19 protein-coding genes are annotated in these 17219 nt (G+C 71.1%); 7 read left to right on the top strand and 12 right to left on the bottom strand.

Annotated features, from left to right (window positions below; all coding sequences use genetic code 11):
* Positions 1 to 24 precede the first annotated feature (24 nt).
* The 6 genes from ACFHWS_RS22375 to ACFHWS_RS22350 form a co-directional block, all read right to left on the bottom strand.
* Positions 25 to 480, bottom strand: a complete 456-nt coding sequence (locus ACFHWS_RS22375) for a lamin tail domain-containing protein (protein ID WP_416568948.1) — start codon at positions 478 to 480, stop codon at positions 25 to 27.
* 391 nt (positions 481 to 871) lie between these two features.
* Positions 872 to 1213, bottom strand: a complete 342-nt coding sequence (locus tag ACFHWS_RS22370; protein WP_416551847.1) for a DUF1416 domain-containing protein — start codon at positions 1211 to 1213, stop codon at positions 872 to 874.
* 2 nt (positions 1214 to 1215) lie between these two features.
* Entirely contained in the window at positions 1216 to 2064 is an 849-nt protein-coding gene (locus ACFHWS_RS22365) for a sulfurtransferase (protein WP_278171731.1), read from the bottom strand.
* A gap of 223 nt (positions 2065 to 2287) precedes the next feature.
* On the bottom strand, positions 2288 to 2383 hold the full coding sequence (locus ACFHWS_RS22360; protein WP_416552081.1) for an Ms5788A family Cys-rich leader peptide: 96 nt from the start codon (positions 2381 to 2383) through the stop codon (positions 2288 to 2290).
* Positions 2384 to 2481: 98 nt separating this feature from the next.
* Positions 2482 to 3294, bottom strand: a complete 813-nt coding sequence (locus ACFHWS_RS22355; RefSeq protein ID WP_416551848.1) for a DUF2993 domain-containing protein — start codon at positions 3292 to 3294, stop codon at positions 2482 to 2484.
* Positions 3295 to 3407: 113 nt separating this feature from the next.
* On the bottom strand, positions 3408 to 4250 hold the full coding sequence (locus tag ACFHWS_RS22350; RefSeq protein ID WP_416551849.1) for a hypothetical protein: 843 nt from the start codon (positions 4248 to 4250) through the stop codon (positions 3408 to 3410).
* A gap of 683 nt (positions 4251 to 4933) precedes the next feature.
* Here ACFHWS_RS22350 and ACFHWS_RS22345 point away from each other — a divergent pair.
* The 3 genes from ACFHWS_RS22345 (at position 4934) to mshD (ending at position 7888) form a co-directional block, all read left to right on the top strand.
* Entirely contained in the window at positions 4934 to 5650 is a 717-nt protein-coding gene (locus tag ACFHWS_RS22345) for a winged helix-turn-helix transcriptional regulator (RefSeq protein WP_416551850.1), read from the top strand.
* 228 nt (positions 5651 to 5878) lie between these two features.
* Complete coding sequence (locus tag ACFHWS_RS22340) at positions 5879 to 6868, top strand: polysaccharide deacetylase family protein (protein ID WP_416551851.1); 990 nt, start codon at positions 5879 to 5881, stop codon at positions 6866 to 6868.
* Positions 6869 to 6973: 105 nt separating this feature from the next.
* Positions 6974 to 7888 carry a mycothiol synthase gene (gene mshD, locus ACFHWS_RS22335; RefSeq protein ID WP_416568947.1) on the top strand — a complete coding sequence of 305 codons (915 nt, stop codon included), beginning with the start codon at positions 6974 to 6976 and terminating at the stop codon, positions 7886 to 7888.
* A 37-nt stretch (positions 7889 to 7925) separates the two neighbouring features.
* Here mshD and pstB read toward each other — a convergent pair whose 3' ends face one another.
* The 6 genes from pstB to ACFHWS_RS22305 form a co-directional block, all read right to left on the bottom strand.
* A complete protein-coding gene (gene pstB, locus ACFHWS_RS22330; RefSeq protein WP_416551853.1) occupies positions 7926 to 8705 on the bottom strand; it encodes a phosphate ABC transporter ATP-binding protein PstB in 780 nt (259 codons plus the stop codon).
* Between the two features lie 20 nt (positions 8706 to 8725).
* Positions 8726 to 9790, bottom strand: coding sequence for a phosphate ABC transporter permease PstA (pstA, locus tag ACFHWS_RS22325; protein ID WP_416551854.1), 1065 nt, complete (start codon positions 9788 to 9790; stop codon positions 8726 to 8728).
* Positions 9787 to 10821 carry a phosphate ABC transporter permease subunit PstC gene (pstC, locus tag ACFHWS_RS22320; RefSeq protein ID WP_416551855.1) on the bottom strand — a complete coding sequence of 345 codons (1035 nt, stop codon included), beginning with the start codon at positions 10819 to 10821 and terminating at the stop codon, positions 9787 to 9789. The genes pstA and pstC overlap by 4 nt, the downstream gene beginning before the upstream one ends.
* A 117-nt stretch (positions 10822 to 10938) precedes the next feature.
* On the bottom strand, positions 10939 to 12042 hold the full coding sequence (gene pstS / locus ACFHWS_RS22315) for a phosphate ABC transporter substrate-binding protein PstS (RefSeq protein WP_416551856.1): 1104 nt from the start codon (positions 12040 to 12042) through the stop codon (positions 10939 to 10941).
* Positions 12043 to 12271: 229 nt separating this feature from the next.
* The gene (locus ACFHWS_RS22310) at positions 12272 to 12796 is read right to left on the bottom strand and encodes a hypothetical protein (protein ID WP_416551857.1); all 525 of its coding nucleotides are present in this window, start codon (positions 12794 to 12796) and stop codon (positions 12272 to 12274) included.
* A gap of 104 nt (positions 12797 to 12900) precedes the next feature.
* Positions 12901 to 13755, bottom strand: coding sequence for an NUDIX hydrolase (locus tag ACFHWS_RS22305; protein WP_416552082.1), 855 nt, complete (start codon positions 13753 to 13755; stop codon positions 12901 to 12903).
* 133 nt (positions 13756 to 13888) lie between these two features.
* Between ACFHWS_RS22305 and ACFHWS_RS22300 the strand changes: the two genes are divergently transcribed.
* The 4 genes from ACFHWS_RS22300 (at position 13889) to ACFHWS_RS22285 (ending at position 17195) form a co-directional block, all read left to right on the top strand.
* Positions 13889 to 14860, top strand: a complete 972-nt coding sequence (locus ACFHWS_RS22300; RefSeq protein ID WP_416551858.1) for a Gfo/Idh/MocA family protein — start codon at positions 13889 to 13891, stop codon at positions 14858 to 14860.
* A 94-nt stretch (positions 14861 to 14954) separates the two neighbouring features.
* Positions 14955 to 15701: a helix-turn-helix domain-containing protein gene (locus ACFHWS_RS22295; protein ID WP_416551859.1), complete on the top strand. Its 747-nt coding sequence runs from the start codon at positions 14955 to 14957 to the stop codon at positions 15699 to 15701.
* Entirely contained in the window at positions 15694 to 16374 is a 681-nt protein-coding gene (locus ACFHWS_RS22290) for an arsenate reductase ArsC (RefSeq protein ID WP_416568946.1), read from the top strand. Before ACFHWS_RS22295 ends, ACFHWS_RS22290 begins: the two co-directional genes overlap by 8 nt.
* On the top strand, positions 16371 to 17195 hold the full coding sequence (locus ACFHWS_RS22285) for an aquaporin (protein WP_416568945.1): 825 nt from the start codon (positions 16371 to 16373) through the stop codon (positions 17193 to 17195). The genes ACFHWS_RS22290 and ACFHWS_RS22285 overlap by 4 nt, the downstream gene beginning before the upstream one ends.
* Positions 17196 to 17219: the final 24 nt, after the last annotated feature.

The raw sequence follows: 17219 nt of genomic DNA, 5'->3' as shown, positions 1-17219 counted from the left end.
TCTACGACATCTGACAAACAATGATCAAGTCAGACATAGAGGAACAACGCCGGGGCCGTGGCATCGCACCCAGTCCCGGCCCTTCACATACGACCAGGAGCAGGTGTGTACGGAGTGGCCTTTACGGTTCCGCAGGGATGCCTTGTCACCGTCGACATCCCACACGAAACCAGCCGTGTTCCAGTAGACGGTCCGTGCGGTGTCGTCACCGGCACCAGAACGCAGCCACACCCGGCCACCTTTCCCAGGAATGACGACGTCGCCGAATCGGTAAGTCCGGCCGTTCCTGTTGTGCACCGTGTAGCCCCGCAGGTTGATCGCTTCCTTACCCCGGTTCACCAGTTGCAGCCATTCCCGGTTCGCGAACGTCCCGCTGCCGTCGTTGACGCCGTTCGGGTGGTATTGGACGCTGTGCACCCGCAGGCTGGTTGCAGCGCTAGCAGGTGCGGCGATGGTCATCGAGGTGACCAGCCCCAGCATCGCCGCAGTCAGGACACCGACAGTCTTTCGCATGATTCCCCCATGGGATGAGCAATTCTCGCAGGCATCGGAAGAACCAAAATCCGATTCGCCGTACGCCCGCAACCGCCAGGGAAAATTGTGGGCGACGGGCCACCCATTCACCAGAGAGTGACGTCATCAAGTCAGTTCGTTCTGCCGCACCGTCATGTCGGGCGCTGTTGACTTGTCGGCGTGGCCACCCGCCGGAGTGATCAGGGTGACGCCGTCGGTCGGCCGTTTCCGCTGTCCACGAGGCGACAGGAAGTACCGACGGCGGGAAATGTGCCGCCAATGTCGGTCATAAAGCCGACAGGCCGCCGCCCCGGAACGAGTTCCGGGGCGGCGGCCTGTCGTCGGGTCGGGCCGGGTGTCAGCTGCCGACGGTCACCGACACCTCGTTGACTCCCTGGGTGGCGGTCACCGAGGTGTCGCCGTTGCCGTGCCGGGACAGTGCCCGCAGGGTCCAGCTACCCGGTGCGGCGAAGAACCGGAACTGGCCGGCCGGCGAGGTCACCACCTCGGCGGTGAACTCGCCGGTGGCGTCCAGCAGCCGGACGTACGCGCCGGCCACGGCCTCGCCGTCGGCGGACCGCACGGTGCCGGTGATCACGGTCTCCTTGGCCAGGTCGACGCTGGCCGGCAGCGGTGCCGCCTGGTCCGGGGCGGCGCAGCCCGCCGCGGTCGCGGCGTTCGGTGTGGTCGCAGCGGTCATCGTCACGCCTTCCCGGGCTCGTCGCCGAGCACCACCGGCACGCCGATCAGCGAGCCGTACTCGGTCCAGGACCCGTCGTAGTTCTTCACGTTGGAGTGCCCGAGCAGTTCCTTGAGCACGAACCAGGTATGCGAGGAACGCTCGCCGATCCGGCAGTACGCGATGGTGTCCTTGCCGTCTTCGAGGCCGGCCTCGGCGTACAGGGCGCGCAGCTCGTCGTCGGACTTGAAGGTGCCGTCCTCGTTGGCGGCCTTGGACCACGGCACGTTGACCGCGGTCGGGATGTGCCCGGCCCGCTGCGCCTGCTCCTGCGGCAGGTGGGCGGGGGCGAGCAACCGGCCGGCGAACTCGTCGGGCGAGCGGACGTCGACCAGGTTCTGGGTGCCGATCGCGGCCACCACTTCGTCGCGGAACGCCCGGATGGAGCTGTCCGGCTCCTGGGCGACGTACTGGGTGGCCGGGCGGGCGACCACCTCGGTGGTCAGCGGGCGGGCATCGAGCTCCCACTTCTTGCGGCCGCCGTCGAGCAGCTTGACGTCGCGGTGGCCGTACAGCTTGAAGTACCAGTACGCGTACGCGGCGAACCAGTTGTTGTTGCCGCCATAGAGCACCACGACGTCGTCGTTGCCGATGCCCCGCTCGGACAGCAGCGCCTCGAACTGCGACTTGTTGATGAAGTCGCGGCGTACCGGGTCCTGCAGGTCGGTCTTCCAGTCGATCTTGACCGCGCCGGCGATGTGCCCACCGTCGTACGCGGAGGTGTCCTCGTCGACCTCGACGAAGACGACGCCCGGGGCGTCGAGGTTCTTCTCGGCCCAGTCGGCCGAAACGAGTGCGGTGTCGCGACTCATCAGATCACTCCCTGGTTGGTCTCCCCCTTGCCCGGCGGGCCGCCGGTGCGGAGGATGCGGATCGGTGGCGAGTCCACGCCGCAGGTTGTCGCACCTGTGCGGGACCCTGGAGGACGGATCACGGACGTGCGACGGCGCCGCTGCCGGGCGATGGTGAGAATTCTTCGGCGCTGGTCACCGACCACAGAAGGGGTCGACGACAGTCCGCCGGGTCAGCCCGCCGTCAGAGGACCGGGCGACACAGGCAGGTGGCCACACGGCACAGGTCGACCGCGCGCCGCTTGGTGAGGAACTTCCCCATGGGGCCGAAGCTTACCAGCCTGTTTCCGGACGGTCACCGATCCGACCACGCAATGGGACATCCGCGGGTTGAGACCTACGCCACCCCCGCCGGAGACGGTCAGCCGAGCAGGTTGGTCAGCCGAATGCGCTCAGCGGCACATCGGTGGCGGTGACGGTGACGGCGAGGCCGGCCGGCGTCACCGCCACCTCCTGCAGGTCGAGCTGGAACGGCAGGGCGGGCAGCGGCACCGCGATGGACAACTGCTGGGCGTAGGCCTCGACGAACCCGCGGGCCGCCTCGTCGCCGGGCAGCCCTTCGGCGACGAGTTCGTCGAAGCGCAGCAGCACCTCGCCCTGGGCGACCTCCAGGTCCGCGGTACCGGTCAGGGTGACCTGCTGACCGAGGATGTCTACCGGGGCGGTAACGCCGAGCCGTCCGTCCTGTTCGGACAACTCCACGCCGGGCTGCTCGATCAACTGGACGATACTGTCGTAGGAGACCGTGGCGGTGCCCTGCACGGTCTCTGCGGTGACCTCACCCTGCCCGGTGCGCAGCGTCTCCAACGGCGCCTGTACGCCCCGCGCGTCGACGTCGAGGGTGGGCAGCCGCACGCTGTTGCCGTTGACCGCCGCCGACACGTCGCGCAACACGATCGAGACCGACTGGTAGCGGCCGGTGGCGACCTGGCTGAGGAACGGGAACCCGCCGATCGAGACCTCCGGCTCGGAGGATTCGATGTCCTGCCCGGCCACCTGCTGGCGAACCTGGTCAGCGACCGCCCGCTCGGCGTAGGCGACGGCGACCCGGTCGGCGACGACCAGTACCAGCGCCAGAACGAGCAGCAGCACCGCGACGACGGCCAGCAGCCGGCGCGTTCGTCGGCCCGGTTGCCGCCGAGGACGCGACCGGCGGACCGGTTCCTCCTGGTACGCCGGATAGGTCGACACTGTGCCTCCTCGGCTGCGGACGAATGCGCCGTACCGTATCTACCCGACCTGAATACGGCTCACCCGGCACCGGCCCGAACGGTCAGCTGCCTCACCCTGACCGACCCGGCGCCTCAGTTGAAGATCAGCACACCGAGGGCGTAGGACAGCGGCGCGGCGAGGGCGAACCCGCCGAGCGGTCCCTGCATGTGCCGGGCCACCCACATGGTCGGCGGTTCCCCGGCCATCTGCCGGCTGGCCTCGGCGTAGCCGGTGGCCAGATCGACCAGGACCGCCGCGCTGGCCGCGACCAGGCCGACCAGGGCTGCGGTGACCGGGGTGAAGCCGACCACGTAGATGCCGAGCACCGCGCTGGCCAGCGTGCCGACCATGGCACCGAGCACCACGCCGGTGGCGCCCCGGGGCACCTGCGGGGCAAGCCGCGGCCGGGCCACCACCGCGTCGGTGAGCCGGGCGGTCATCAGGGCGATGCCGGTGCCCGCCAGCGCCACCACGATGGTCTGGGTACCACCGAGCTGCAGCCGGCTGAGCACGATCAGGGTGGCGAAGGCGACCACTCCGACGACGATCTGCAACGTGGCACCGAGCGACTCGGTGACCCTCGTGCGGTCTGCCGGCCGGATCAGCTGGGCGAGCACCGCGACGACGAAGCCGCCTGCCGCGGCGTACCCGACCGGGGCCAGCGACGCGACGGTCGGCAGCAACGCTCCGATGTCGGCGGCGGCCGCGGCCAACAGGCTCACCCCGCCGATGACCGGCATCGCCGGCGGCCGGATCGCCAACGTCCAGGAAATCACGAAGAGCAGTTGTACGCCGAAGACGACGATGGTGAACGGGGTGCGGGCCAGCCCTGGCCCGGCGGTCTGCCCACCGAAGATCAGCCCCAGGGCCAGCAGCACGGAGAACCCGGCCACGGTGAGCGAGATGGTCCGGCTGACCGGCACCGGCGCCGACATGGACCGGCTGCTGACGGTTTCCTGCTCCCCGGTGCGGTCCGGCCGGTCCGCCGCGCCCGACGGACCGGCGGCCTCCCCGGCCGCAGCGGCCGCACCGCCGGGAGCGGGCGCGTGGCCCGGGGCAGGTGCCGGAGCCCGACCAGGGGCCGGGCCGGGAGCAGGTGCCCGGCCCGGCACCGGCGCGGCCGCCCGACCGGGACCGGGTGCCCGACCGGGAGCGGGACCGGGTGCCCGACCGGGAGCGGGACCGGGTGCCCGACCTGGGGCCGGTGCCCGGCCCGGCACCGGTGGGCCGGAGTCCGGCGGCCCTGGGACGACGGCGCGACCGGGGCCGCCCCGCATGCCGCCGGGCCGCCTGCCGGGCGGCGGCCCGGCCGGCGACTCCCGGCTACCGTCAGGCCACTGTCCGCGACCGGCCTCGGATGGCGTGGAGGGATGCACGCCCTGATGGTGCCAGACGCGACGGGTGGCCCGCTGGCGACGGCGCGGCGCCGCTATGGCCGACTGCACAGATGAACAGCTCATCGCCGCGCTGTTTCCGGCACCTAATCGGTTAAGCTCATTGCTTGACCACCCGTCAGCGAAGCCGGGGTTCGACGCCACTGTCTGCGGTGACGGCCACGTGGCCGGCGTCCGCGGTCACCACGCGCGGCCGGGACAGGCCGCGAGGACGGAGGTGATGTGTGGAGATCCTGCTACTGGTAACGGCCCGTGCGGGCGAGCCGTCGGTCGTACTGCCCGCACTCGACCTGCTCCCCCACTCGGTGCGGACCGCGCCCCGCGACGTCCGCACCCTGGTTTCCGGGCCGAGCCCGGACGCGGTCCTGGTCGACGCCCGGTCGGAGCTGTCCGAGGCCCGTGCGACCTGCCGGATGCTGCACGCCACTGGACTGGGCGTCCCGCTGGTCGCGGTGGTCACCGAGGCCGGTTTGATCGCGCTGAACGCCGACTGGGGCGTCGACGACGTCATCCTGGCCAGCGCCGGCCCGGCCGAGGTGGAGGCGCGGCTGCGGTTGGCGGTAGGTCGGCTGACCAACGCCACATCAGGCGCGGGCGGGCTGATCCGGGCCGGCGAGCTGACCATCGACCCGGACACCTACGCCGCCAAGCTCAAGGGCCGCCCGCTCGACCTGACCTACAAGGAGTTCGAGCTGCTCAAGTTCCTCGCCCAGCACCCGGGGCGGGTCTTCACCCGCGACCAGCTGCTGCGCGAGGTTTGGGGCTACGACTACTTCGGCGGTACGCGGACGGTCGACGTGCACGTGCGTCGCCTGCGGGCCAAGCTCGGCTCGGAGTACGAGTCGATGATTGGCACGGTGCGCCAGGTCGGCTACAAGTTCGTGGTGCCGCCGAGCCGCTCGTCGCTGCCGGATGCTGAGCCCGCGCCGCTGCCGGTCTAGCGAGCAGGTCCAGTTCCAGCCGGACCGGCTGTCGGTCTAGCGGGTTCCGCCACCTACCGTGGCACAACCCTGAAACGTCAACTGAGGCGCCATCCGAAACTGTCCGGATGGCGCTTCAGTTTTTCGTCCGAATAGATCGTTTAAGTTAGCTCTCTCCTGTTTCGCCTTAGCAGCAACTGCTGTCTCCATAGCCTCGGGTCGACAACCGACCGACGGCGGGAGGCTGCAGTGACGGTGCTGGCGGGTCTACGCGGCCTGACCTACGCCAGTGCGGCTGTGACGGCCGTCCTTACCAGCGCGTACCTTCTCGGTTCCAGCAGTGCGCCGGCTGAACGGGCCGACCCGGTGCCCACACCCGCACCGGCACCGGCACCGGCACCGGCCCGCAGCGGACCCGACCCCGACCTGATGTCACCACCGGCCCGGCCCACGGCGGTGCCGTCGTCACCCGCCGGAGTACCGGACCCCGACAAGCTGGACGGCGTTAGGCCGGACCCCGAACCTCCGGACCCCGAACAGCCGGCAGCCCGGCTACCGGCGTACGCCCCGATGGCCCCCGACCGCAGCGGACCGCACGGCACCCGACGGACCAGCGGCAGCGCCGCGGTCGCCCTCACCTTTGACGACGGCCCGCACCCGGTGCACACCCGGCAGACCCTCGACGTGCTCCGCCAGTTCGGGGTGAAGGCGACCTTCTGCCTGGTCGGCCGGAACGTGGTCGCCCATCCGGAGCTGGTCCGAGCCATCGCAACCGACGGGCACACCCTGTGCAACCACTCGTGGAGCCACGACTTCGACCTCGGCAGCTACCCGACCGCCGCGATCCGCACCGATCTGATCCGCACCTCCGAGGCGATCCGGGCCGCCGCCCCCGGCCACCCCGTCTCCTACTATCGCCAACCCGGTGGCTTCTGGACTCCCGCCGTGGTCGAGGTCGCGCGGGAACTAGGCATGACCTCGATCCACTGGACCATCGACCCGGCCGACTACATCCAGCCCGGTGCGGGCAGCATCACCGCGACGGTGACCGCGCAGGCCGTACCCGGGTCGATCGTGCTGCTGCACGACGCCGGTGGCAACCGGACCGGTACGGTGCTGGCGCTGCGCTCGATCCTGCCGAACCTGCGGCAGCGTCTCCTGGTTGACGCGTTGCCGCCGATGGCCGAACCCGCCGACCAGCGCAGCCGCCGGCTGCACCTGCGCACCGGCCAGCTCTGACCCGCGAACCAGCCGCGCCGGCGAACCCACCGGCCCGCTGATCCGCCGGCCCGCTGATCCGCCGCGCCGCGACGGGCGGACCCGGCGGGAGATACGGTGGGGCACGTGGCTGAGCGGGTGACCCAGACGACCACGACCGTCGAGCGGTCCGACCGGCTCGACCCTACCCAGGTCGACCAGGTGCTGAAGCTGGCTGCGGCCGCCGCCGACACCGACGGCACCGACCCGCTGCCGGAGCAGGTCGTCATCGGACTGCGGGACGCGGCCTCCGCCCGGCACCTCACGCTGACCGCCCCGACCGGCGAGATGATCGGGTACGCGAACCTCGACCCGACCGACCCGGCCGGCTCGGTCGCCGAGCTGGTGGTCCACCCGACGCACCGGCGACGCGGGTACGGTCGTCTACTGCTCACCGGGCTGCTCGACGCCGTCGAGCCCGCCGTCCCGCTGCGCGTCTGGGCGCACGGCGACCACCCGTCGGCCGCCGCCCTCGCCCTCGACCACGACCTGGTCCGCGACCGGGTGCTGTTACAGCTGCGCCGAAAGCTTGCCGACCCGCTGCCCGAGCCGGACCTGCCGGCCGGGGTACGGATCCGGTCCTTCGTGCCAGGTCAGGACGACGCGGCCTGGGTGGCGCTCAACGCGAAGGCGTTCGCCGACCACCCCGAGCAGGGCCGCTGGGGGTTGCCGCAGCTGCATGCCCGGATCGCGCAGCCGTGGTTCGACCCGGCCGGTTTCCTGCTCGCCGAGGATCCGGCCGGCCGGCTGCTCGGCTTCCACTGGACCAAGGTGCACACCGGGCCGGCGGTCGGCGAGGTCTACGTACTCGGAGTCGACCCGGACGCGCACGGCGGCGGTCTCGGCCGCGCGTTGACCCTGGCCGGGCTGCGGCACCTGGCCACCGCCGGGCTGCACCGGGCGATGCTCTACGTCGACGAGTCGAACACCGCCGCGGTACGGCTCTACACCCGGCTCGGCTTTTTGCGCTGGTCGGCCGACGTGACCTACCGCCGGCGCTGACCGCCGGCCTCGGCCGACCGGCTGATGCCCGCGCGGGTCAGCCGAACCGGCCGGTGATGTAGTCCTCGGTCGCCTTGACTTTCGGGTTGCTGAAGATCCGCTGCGTGTCGTCCATCTCGATCAGCTTGCCGGGGTGGCCGGTGCCGGCGATGTTGAAAAAGCCGGTACGGTCGCTGACCCGGGCCGCCTGCTGCATGTTGTGCGTGACGATGACGATAGTGAACTCGGCCTTCAGCTGGTGCATCAGGTCCTCGATGGCGAGAGTGGAGATCGGGTCCAGCGCGGAGCACGGCTCGTCCATCAGGAGTACCGCCGGCTTGACGGCGATCGCCCGGGCGATGCACAGCCGCTGCTGCTGCCCGCCGGAGAGGCTGGAACCGGGCCGGCCCAGCCGATCCTTGACCTCCTCCCACAGGTTGGCGCCGCGTAGCGTCTGCTCGACCAGTTCGTCGAGGTCGGCCTTGCGCATCCGACCGCCGTTGAGCTTCACCCCGGCCGCCACGTTGTCGTAGATCGACATCGTCGGAAACGGGTTGGGTCGCTGGAACACCATGCCGACCTGCCGCCGTACCGCGACCGGATCGACGCCGACGCCGTACAGGTCGTCGCCGTCCATCACGACCTTGCCGGTCACCCGGCCGCCGGGCACCACCTCGTGCATCCGGTTCAAGGAGCGGAGGAAGGTCGACTTACCGCAGCCGGACGGGCCGATCAGCGCCGTCACGGAACGCGGCTCGATGGTCATGTCGACCTGCTCCACGGCCTTGAAATTGCCGTAGAAGATGTCGAGGTCGGAGACTTCGATGCGCTTGGCCACTTGAGGGGTCCTTTCCGCGGTCAGCGGCTGGTCGGCAGGGAGAAGAAGCGGGAGATCAGCCGGGCCACCAGGTTGAGGCCCATGACGATGACGAACAGGGTGAGCGCCGCTGCCCACGCACGTTCCACACCGAACTCCGGCCGGGCACCGGGGATGCTGTACGAGTAGTAGGTGAAGATCGGCAGCGAGGACATCCGGCCGTCGAACAGGTTCCAGTTGGTTGCCGTGGTGCTGCCGGTGATGATCAGCAACGGGGCGGTCTCGCCGATCACCCGGGCGATGGCGATGGTCACGCCGGTGGCGATGCCCGGAGCGGCGGTCCGCAGCACCACCCGCAGCACGGTGCGCCACTTCGGCACGCCGAGCGCGTAGGACGCTTCGCGCAGCTCGTTCGGCACCAGCTTGAGCATCTCCTCGACTGAACGGACCACCACCGGCACCATCAGCACCGACAGGGCGACGGCACCGCCGAGACCGAACCGGATGCTCGGGCCGAAGAAGATCGCGAAGAAGGCGAACGCGAACAGACCTGCCACGATGGACGGGATACCGGTCATCACGTCGACCAGCAGGGTGACCCACCGGGCCAGCCGGCCTTTGCCGTACTCGACCAGGTAGACGGCGCACATCACGCCGACCGGCACCGAGATGAGGGTGGCCGCGCCGGTGATCATCAGGGTGCCGACGATGGCGTGCAGCGCCCCGCCGCCCCCACCCAGCACGCCCCGCATGTCGCTGCTGAGGAAGGTCCCGTCGAACCGGTGGATGCCGTTCTGCGTGACGGTGATCATCAACGACAGCAGCGGCAGCATCGCGAGGGTGAAGGCGAGGCTGACCAGCACCGTCACGAACCGGTCCTTGGCCCGGCGACCGCCTTCGACCTGCCAGGAGACAGCCGGCAGGGCCACCATGACGAGCAGTACGCCGATGGCCAGCGAGAGCGGGACGGCAAGCCCGAGGCTGAGGCCGCCGACCAGGCCGACCGACAGGCTGCCGCTGACCACCACCCATGGTGCCCACTTCGGCAGTACGCCGCTGTTCAGCGGGCTCGTGACGGGTGCCCGGGGCGGGGTGATGGTGGTCATGCGTTCGCTCCCGAGAAGTCGCGCCGACGGGCGACGACGGCCCGGGCGGCGAAGTTGACGACGAAGGTCAGTGCGAACAGCACCAGGCCGGTGGCGATCAGCGCGTTCACCGCCAGCCCGCTGGACTCGGGGAAGTCCAACGCGATGTTGGCGGCGATGGTGCTGCTGTTGACCGAGTCGATCAGGTTGATGGTGATCACGTCGGAGGCGGAGAGCACCATCGCGACCGCGAGGGTCTCGCCGAGCGCCCGGCCCAGCCCGAGCATGCTGCCGCTGATGATCCCGGAGCGGCCGAACGGCAGCACGGTCATCCGGATCATCTCCCAGCGGGTGGCACCGAGCGCCAGGGAGGCTTCCTCCTGCAGCCGGGGTGTCTGCAGGAAGACCTCCCGGTTGACCGCGGTCATGATCGGCAGGATCATCACCGCCAGCACCAGACCGGCGGTCAGCATGGTCCGGCCGGTGGCCGACGCGGGGCCGGCGAAGAACGGGATGAAGCCCAGGTACTCCTCCAGCCACTGGTAGACCGGGACGATGTTCGGGGCGAGGAAGAAGATGCCCCACAGTCCGTACACGACGCTGGGTACAGCGGCCAGCAGGTCGACCAGGTAGCCCAGACCGGCGGCGACCCGGCGCGGGGCGTAGTGCGAGATGAACAGCGCGATGCCGATCGCAAGCGGGGTGGCGAACACCAGTGCGATCACCGCAGCGAGGACCGTGCCGAACAGCAGCGGGGTGACGTATGCGATGAAGCCTTCGCCGCCGGGCAGTTCCTCGGGGTCGGCGACCAGGGCGGGGATGCCCTCGTAGAGCAGGAAGGCCGCGACCGCGGCGAGGGTGACCAGGATGAGCACGCCGGCACCGACGGCGGTGCCGGAGAAAATCTGGTCACCGATCCGTTCACCGGACCGGCCCCGCCGACGGGTCTCGGCGTTCGGCGGCTCGCCCGTCGACGTGCCGCGCGGCGAGTCGCCGCCGGGCGGCGGATCACTCGATGGGGTGCCGCTATGCGCGGTGGCGGGCTTTGTCACGGATTACGCCTCCTCAGGCCGTGTCGTGACGGTCGGTACGGGGATACGCCGCAGGTCCGGACGGCCACCGGGTGACCGTCCGGACCTGGATCGCAGGGGCTGGACGTGGTGCTGGACTCAGCCGGCGACGGTGATCGCGTCGATGGCCTGCTGCGCCTGGCTGCGCAGCGTCGCGGAGATCGGCGCGGAGCCGGCGTTCTCGGCGGCGGCCTGCTGGCCCTCCTCGCTGATCACGTGGTTGAAGAACGCCTTGACCAGGTCGACCTTCTCCTGGCTGTCGTAGTTGACGCAGGCCAGCTGGTAGGAGACCAGCACGATCGGGTAGACGCCGGCCTCGGCGGTGTCCCGGGGCAGGTCGATGGCGAAGCTGAACTCGGGGCGACCGGCGACGGTCTCAGCGGCGTCGACGACGGCGGCGGCGGCCTCGGCCGAGTACTCCACGAACTCCTCGCCCACCTGGACCGCGGCGACGCCGAGGTCAGTGGCCTGGGAGGCGTCGATGTAGCCGATGGTGCCCTCGCCGCCGCGCAGCGCGGCGGCGACGCCCTGGGTCTGCGCGGCGGCCTCGCCACCGGTGGTCGGCCAGTCGCCGGAGACCTCGTACGGCCAGTCGGCCGGCGCGGCCTTGGCCAGGTAGTCGACGAAGTTCTCGGTGGTGCCGGACTCGTCCGAGCGGTGCACGGCGGTGATCGCCAGGTCGGGCAGCGCGGCGTCCGGGTTGAGCTCGGCGAGCGCCGGGTCGTTCCAGTTGGTGATCTTGTTGTCGAAGATCTGGGCGATCGCCGACGGCGACAGGTTCAGCGTCTCGACGCCCGGCAGGTTGTACGCCACGGCGATCGGGCTGATGTAGCCGGGGAACTCGATGAAGCCCTGCTCGCCGCAGGTCTCCAGGGCCGCCGCGACCTCTTCCTCGTCGAGGTACGCGTCAGAGCCGGCGAAGTCGGAACCGCCGCTGGTGAACTGCTCGCGGCCACCGCCGGAGCCGATCGGGTCGTAGGTGACGGTCGCGTCCGGGGCGACGTAGGTGAATCCGGCGATCCATGCCTCCATCGCGGCACCCTGCGAAGAGGCGCCGGCGCCAGCGAGGTCGCCGCTGACCGGGTTCTCGGAACCGCCGTTGGGATCCGTGCCGGTTTCACCGTCGTCGCCGCACGCGGCCACGCCGAGGGTAAGCATGACGGCGACCGGCAGGGCGGCCAGCCGGAGGGACTTACGATTCACGGTGCGTTGCCTCTCTGAGGTCGGGTGGCGAGTCGCCGCCCAGGGGTCGCGGGGGCGAGTTCACCGTCTCGAACGCCGAGGACGGTACGAGCCGTGGCTAAACTGCCGACCGGGGCATGGTGAACAGAAGGTGAACGGCGGTTGTATGGTCGCCGTCCGAGCTGAGCCCACGCTCGACTGTGACCGGCGTCGCACCTCGGCCGACGCATCTTGCCGCCTACGTCGGTGATCAGCTTTCGGGCCGACCGCGCCGCACCAGCCGCCAGCGGCGGGCCTGCTCGACCGGAAGCTGGTAGCTGACCGCACCGGAGCGGCCGGAACCGGTCCGGGCCATCCGCTGCAACGGCAGCCCCCACTTCGGATAGTCATGGTACGTCTTGACGATCCGGGTCAGCCCACCGAGCGCGCCGATGACCTTGTCGACCGGGCTGCCGAGCCGCGCCGCGAGGTCGCCGACCGACATGGTCTCGCCGGGGTGCTCGGCGAGCAGGTCGAGGATCGCGAACACGGTCTGGTGTGTCCGGGACCGACCCTGGGCGAACCGGCGCAGCTCCTCGACCGGCCACTCCTTGGCGGCGCGGGTGGTGGACCGGGCCCGGCGGGCTGGCTTCGGGATCGGCCTGGGCCGTTGGTCGAGCTCCTCGATCAGCCGGGCGATGTGCGAGACGTACTCGGCGGGCACGGCAAGATGCACGAGGTCGTCGGCGTCCGTCGGCGCACCTCGCGCGGCTGAGGTCCCTGGTCGTGGAGCCATCTGTCCCGTCCGGTAGCGGTCGCGGGCGAGGACCGCCCGGCACCCTGTCGCGTTTGTGCGCGCCAAAGTATCACCGCTTGGTAACGCAAGATCATCTATCCGGATCAGGGCTTGACAACCGCGAAGCTGACCGTCCCGTCCGGATCCACCTGCAACTGAGGGGTCACCGGTACGGCCGGATCCCGGCCAGCGGCGGCGGCGAAGACGGCGTCCGGGTCGGCGCAGCCGGCGACCTCGTCGAGCGTCACCCGGGTGGGTGGCAGCAGCTGCCACTCACCGGCCGCCGCCCGGTCCAGGGCCCGTCCCGGCCGGGCCCACACCGTCTGGTCCGCCTCACCGGACACGTCCCGGGTCGCCTGCCCGATCGGCAGCCGGGCCACGAAGAAGTAGGCGTCGAACCGGCGCGGCTCGAAGTCCGGGGTGATCCACCGGCTCCATGCGGCGAGCAGATCCGACCGTAGGGTCAGCCGCCGACGGCGCAGCAGCTCCGCGAAGCTCAGCGTCCGGGCGAGCAACGCCTGCCGGTCGACCTCCCACTCCGGACCGTCCACCGCGTCGACCACAGTGGCCTCGTCCGGACCGGCCAGCAGCACCCCGGACTCTTCGAACACCTCCCGGGCAGCGGCACAGACCACTGCCCGAGCCTGGTCCGGCGGACACCCCAGCCGGGCCGCCCAGTGCTCTGGATCCGGCCCAGCCCAGTCCAGCTCGCCGGCGGCGTCGGACGGGTCCACCCCGCCGCCGGGGAACGCGTACACCCCGCCGAAGGCGACGGCCGCCACCCGCCGGATCAGGTAGACCTCGAACCCGGTGCCGCCGGGCTCCCCCCTCGGCCCCGGATCCGTCGTCGGGCGCAGCAGCAGCACGGTCGCGGCGACCCGTGGTCGCACCGGTTCCCGGCCGGCCGCGTAGAACCGGCTGGCCTGCTCGACCATTGCCTCGGGCACGGCGAACAGCATCGGGTCGGGTGGCGCGGCGAAAGCCGTGACGTCGTCGTCGGTGGGCACCCGCCGAGCGTAGGTCGTCGCCCGGCGGACCGGCCAGCACGCCCCGCCGTCGCCGCGCACGGACTCGCTGGCTAGCGTGCCTCGCATGACTCGTTGGGGAATCCTCGCCACCGGCGGCATCGCCGCCCGCTTCGTCGAAGACCTGCAGTTGTTGCCCGACGCCGAGGTGCTTGCGGTCGGCTCCCGCTCGGTGGCCAGCGCGGAGGCGTTCGCCGACCGCTACGGCATTCCCCGGGCGTACGGATCCTGGGATGAGCTCGCTGCGGACGGTGACGTCGACGTCGTCTACGTGGCGACGCCGCACTCGGCGCACCACGCCGCGACCATGACCTGCCTGGCCGCCGACCGGGCGGTGCTGTGCGAGAAGCCGTTCACCCTTGACCTGGCCAGCAGCACCGAACTGGTGGAGACCGCCCGGGCCCGGGACGTGTTCCTGATGGAGGCCATGTGGATGCGGTGCAATCCGACCGTACGCCGGGTGTGCGAGCTGGTCGACGACGGCGCGATCGGTGAGGTCGTCTCGGTGCACGCCGACTTCGGCCTGGCCGGACCGTTCGGGCCGCAGAGCCGGATGCGCGACCGCGCACTCGGCGGCGGCGCCCTGCTCGACCTGGGCATCTACCCGGTAAGCCTGGCGCATCTGGTGCTCGGCCGGCCGGACTCGGTGCGCTCCTGGGCGAAACTCACCCCCGAGGGCGTGGACCAGAACACCGGCGTGCTGCTGGGCTACGAGTCGGGCGCGGTGGCCGCGTTGACCTGCGGCATCGTCGGGGCCACTCCGGTGGTGGCGACGATCACCGGCAGCACCGGCCGGATCGCGTTGCCGGACCCGTTCATCTGCCCGAGCGAGTTCACTCTCCGCCGGGGCACCGGTGCGCCCGAGGTGGTGCGCGTGGTCGAGCCGGCCGGCAACGGCTACCAGTACGAGGCGGCCGAGGTGCACCGCTGCCTGGCTGCCGGTCTGCGGGAGAGTCCGCTGGTGCCACACGCGGTGACTCTCGAGGTCATGGAGCTGCTCGACACGATCCGCGGTCAGATCGGCGTCAGCTACGACTGATCCCGGTCGGGAATTCGTCTGACCCGGTCTACCGGCCGGGTCCGGACGCTCGGTCGGCTTGACTCCGCCAAATATCTCAGCAATCATTGAGTCAATGAGCACTGAGGCAAGTCACCGTGCCGACGACCGGCCGCCACCTGCCCGCCCGCTGGAGCGGCGCGCCCGGGTGCACGCCGCGCTCGGCGACCCGGCCCGGCTGGCCATGGTCGACCTGCTGCACCTCGGCGACGCCGCGCCCGGCGAGTTGGGCCGACGGCTCGGGCTGCCGAGCAACCTGGTCGCCCACCACGTCAAGGTCCTGCAGGAAGCAGGCCTGCTGCGCCGTGCCCGGTCCGAGGGTGACCGCCGCCGCAGCTACCTGCAACTGGTGCCGGACGTCCTCGCTGGGCTGGCACCACCGCCGCTGGCCGACGTCGAGCGGGTGGTCTTCGTCTGCACCCACAACTCGGCCCGTTCCCAGCTCGCCGCCGCGCTCTGGCAGCGCACCGGCCCGACCCCGGCCGCCTCAGCCGGCACCCGACCGGCGACCCAGGTGCACCCCCGGGCGGTGGCGCTGGCCCGCCGGCTCGGCCTCGACCTCGACCCGGCCCGCACCGCACACGTGTCGGCCGTCGTCGGCGACGGCGACCTGGTCGTCGCGGTCTGCGACAACGCCCACGAGGAGCTCACCGGGGCCGGCGCGCCCGACCTGCACTGGTCGGTGCCGGACCCGGTCCGGATGGACACCGACGCCGCCTTCGAAGCCGCGTACGCCGACCTCGCCGGCCGGGTCCACCGGCTGGCCCCCGCCATCACCAACCGGGCCGCCGCCCCCACGTCCACCGGAGCCCACCATGTCTGACGTCACCGACGCCGTCCGCCCCGACCTGTCCATCGACCAGCAGATGGCGCTGCGTACCGCAGCCACCCGGCTGGCCCGGGAGTTCGACGGCACCTACAACACCGAGACGATCGAACGGTTCCTGGCATCCAGCTACGACCAGTTCGCCACCGGCAGCACCATCCCCAACTATCTGCCGCTGCTCGCCGAGCGGTTCGCCCGGCAGCGGCTGCAGGCCCTGGCCCGGGTCGAGGGCCTGCACTCCGACGGCCGCCCGGTGGTGCTCTTCCTCTGCACCCACAACGCCGGCCGCAGCCAGATGGCGCTCGGATTCCTCACCCACCTGGCCGGCGACACGGTGGTCGCCTGGTCCGGCGGCAGCAAGCCGGGCCACGACGTCAACCGGGCAGCGATCACGGCGATGGCCGAACGCGGCATCGACATCTCCGGCGAGTACCCGAAGCCGTGGACCGACGAGGTGGTCCGCGCCGCCGACGTGGTGGTCACCATGGGCTGCGGTGACGCCTGCCCGGTCTTCCCCGGCACCCGGTACGAGAACTGGGAGCTGGACGACCCGGCCGGGCAGGACGTCGACGGCGTACGGCCGATTCGCGACGAGATCGAGCGCCGGGTCCGCCGGCTGCTGGACGACCTACAGAAACTGGACGACCTACAGAAACTGGAGAACGCGTGAACCCGATCGCACTCTGGCGACGGCTGCTGGCCGAGTTCGCCGGCACCGCCCTGCTGGTCACCTCGGTGGTCGGTTCCGGGGTGATGGCCCAGACGTTGTCGCCGGACGACATCGGGCTGCAGCTGCTGCAGAACTCGATCGCCACCGCCTTCGCGCTCGGCGCGCTGATCCTGATCTTCGGCCCGGTCTCCGGCGGGCACTTCAACCCGGTCGTCTCGACCGCCGACTGGTTCCTCGGACGACGCAGCCGCACCGGTCTGACCCTGCCGGATCTGACCGGCTACGTCGCCGCGCAGGTGACCGGCGGCATCGCCGGGGCGATCCTGGCCAACCTGATGTTCGCCCTGCCGGCGGTGACCTGGTCGGCCAAGGAGCGGTCGGCGGGCAACCTGTGGCTCGGCGAGGTGGTCGCCACCGCCGGCCTGGTCCTGCTGGTCTTCGCGCTGGCCAGGTCGGGCCGGGCCGGCGCGGCACCGGCTGCGGTCGGTGCCTACATCGGTGCCGCCTACTGGTTCACCTCGTCGACGTCGTTCGCCAACCCGGCGGTGACGATCGGCCGGGGCTTCACCGACACCTTCGCCGGCATCCAGCCCGCCTCGATCCCGGCGTTCCTGGTCGCCCAGGTCGTCGGGCTCGCCGTCGGAGTCGCCCTGCTGCTGTCGCTCTACCCGGGGGTGGGACGCGCCGCCGACCAGGTCGTGGTGCCGGCCGAGCCCGCCCAGCCGACCGTTCCCGCCCAGCCGGCAGATCCCGCCCAGCCGGCAGATCCGGGCGGATCGGCGACCGACGAGGCCGACACCCTGGCGACCGCCCGACGCTGACCGACCGCCCCACCCCTCGAAGGA

The organism is Micromonospora sp. LOL_013, assembly GCF_048060315.1.
Taxonomy (GTDB): domain Bacteria; phylum Actinomycetota; class Actinomycetes; order Mycobacteriales; family Micromonosporaceae; genus Micromonospora_E.
Note: the sequence above shows the minus strand (reverse complement) of the source record. Positions and strands in the feature narration are given on the sequence as shown.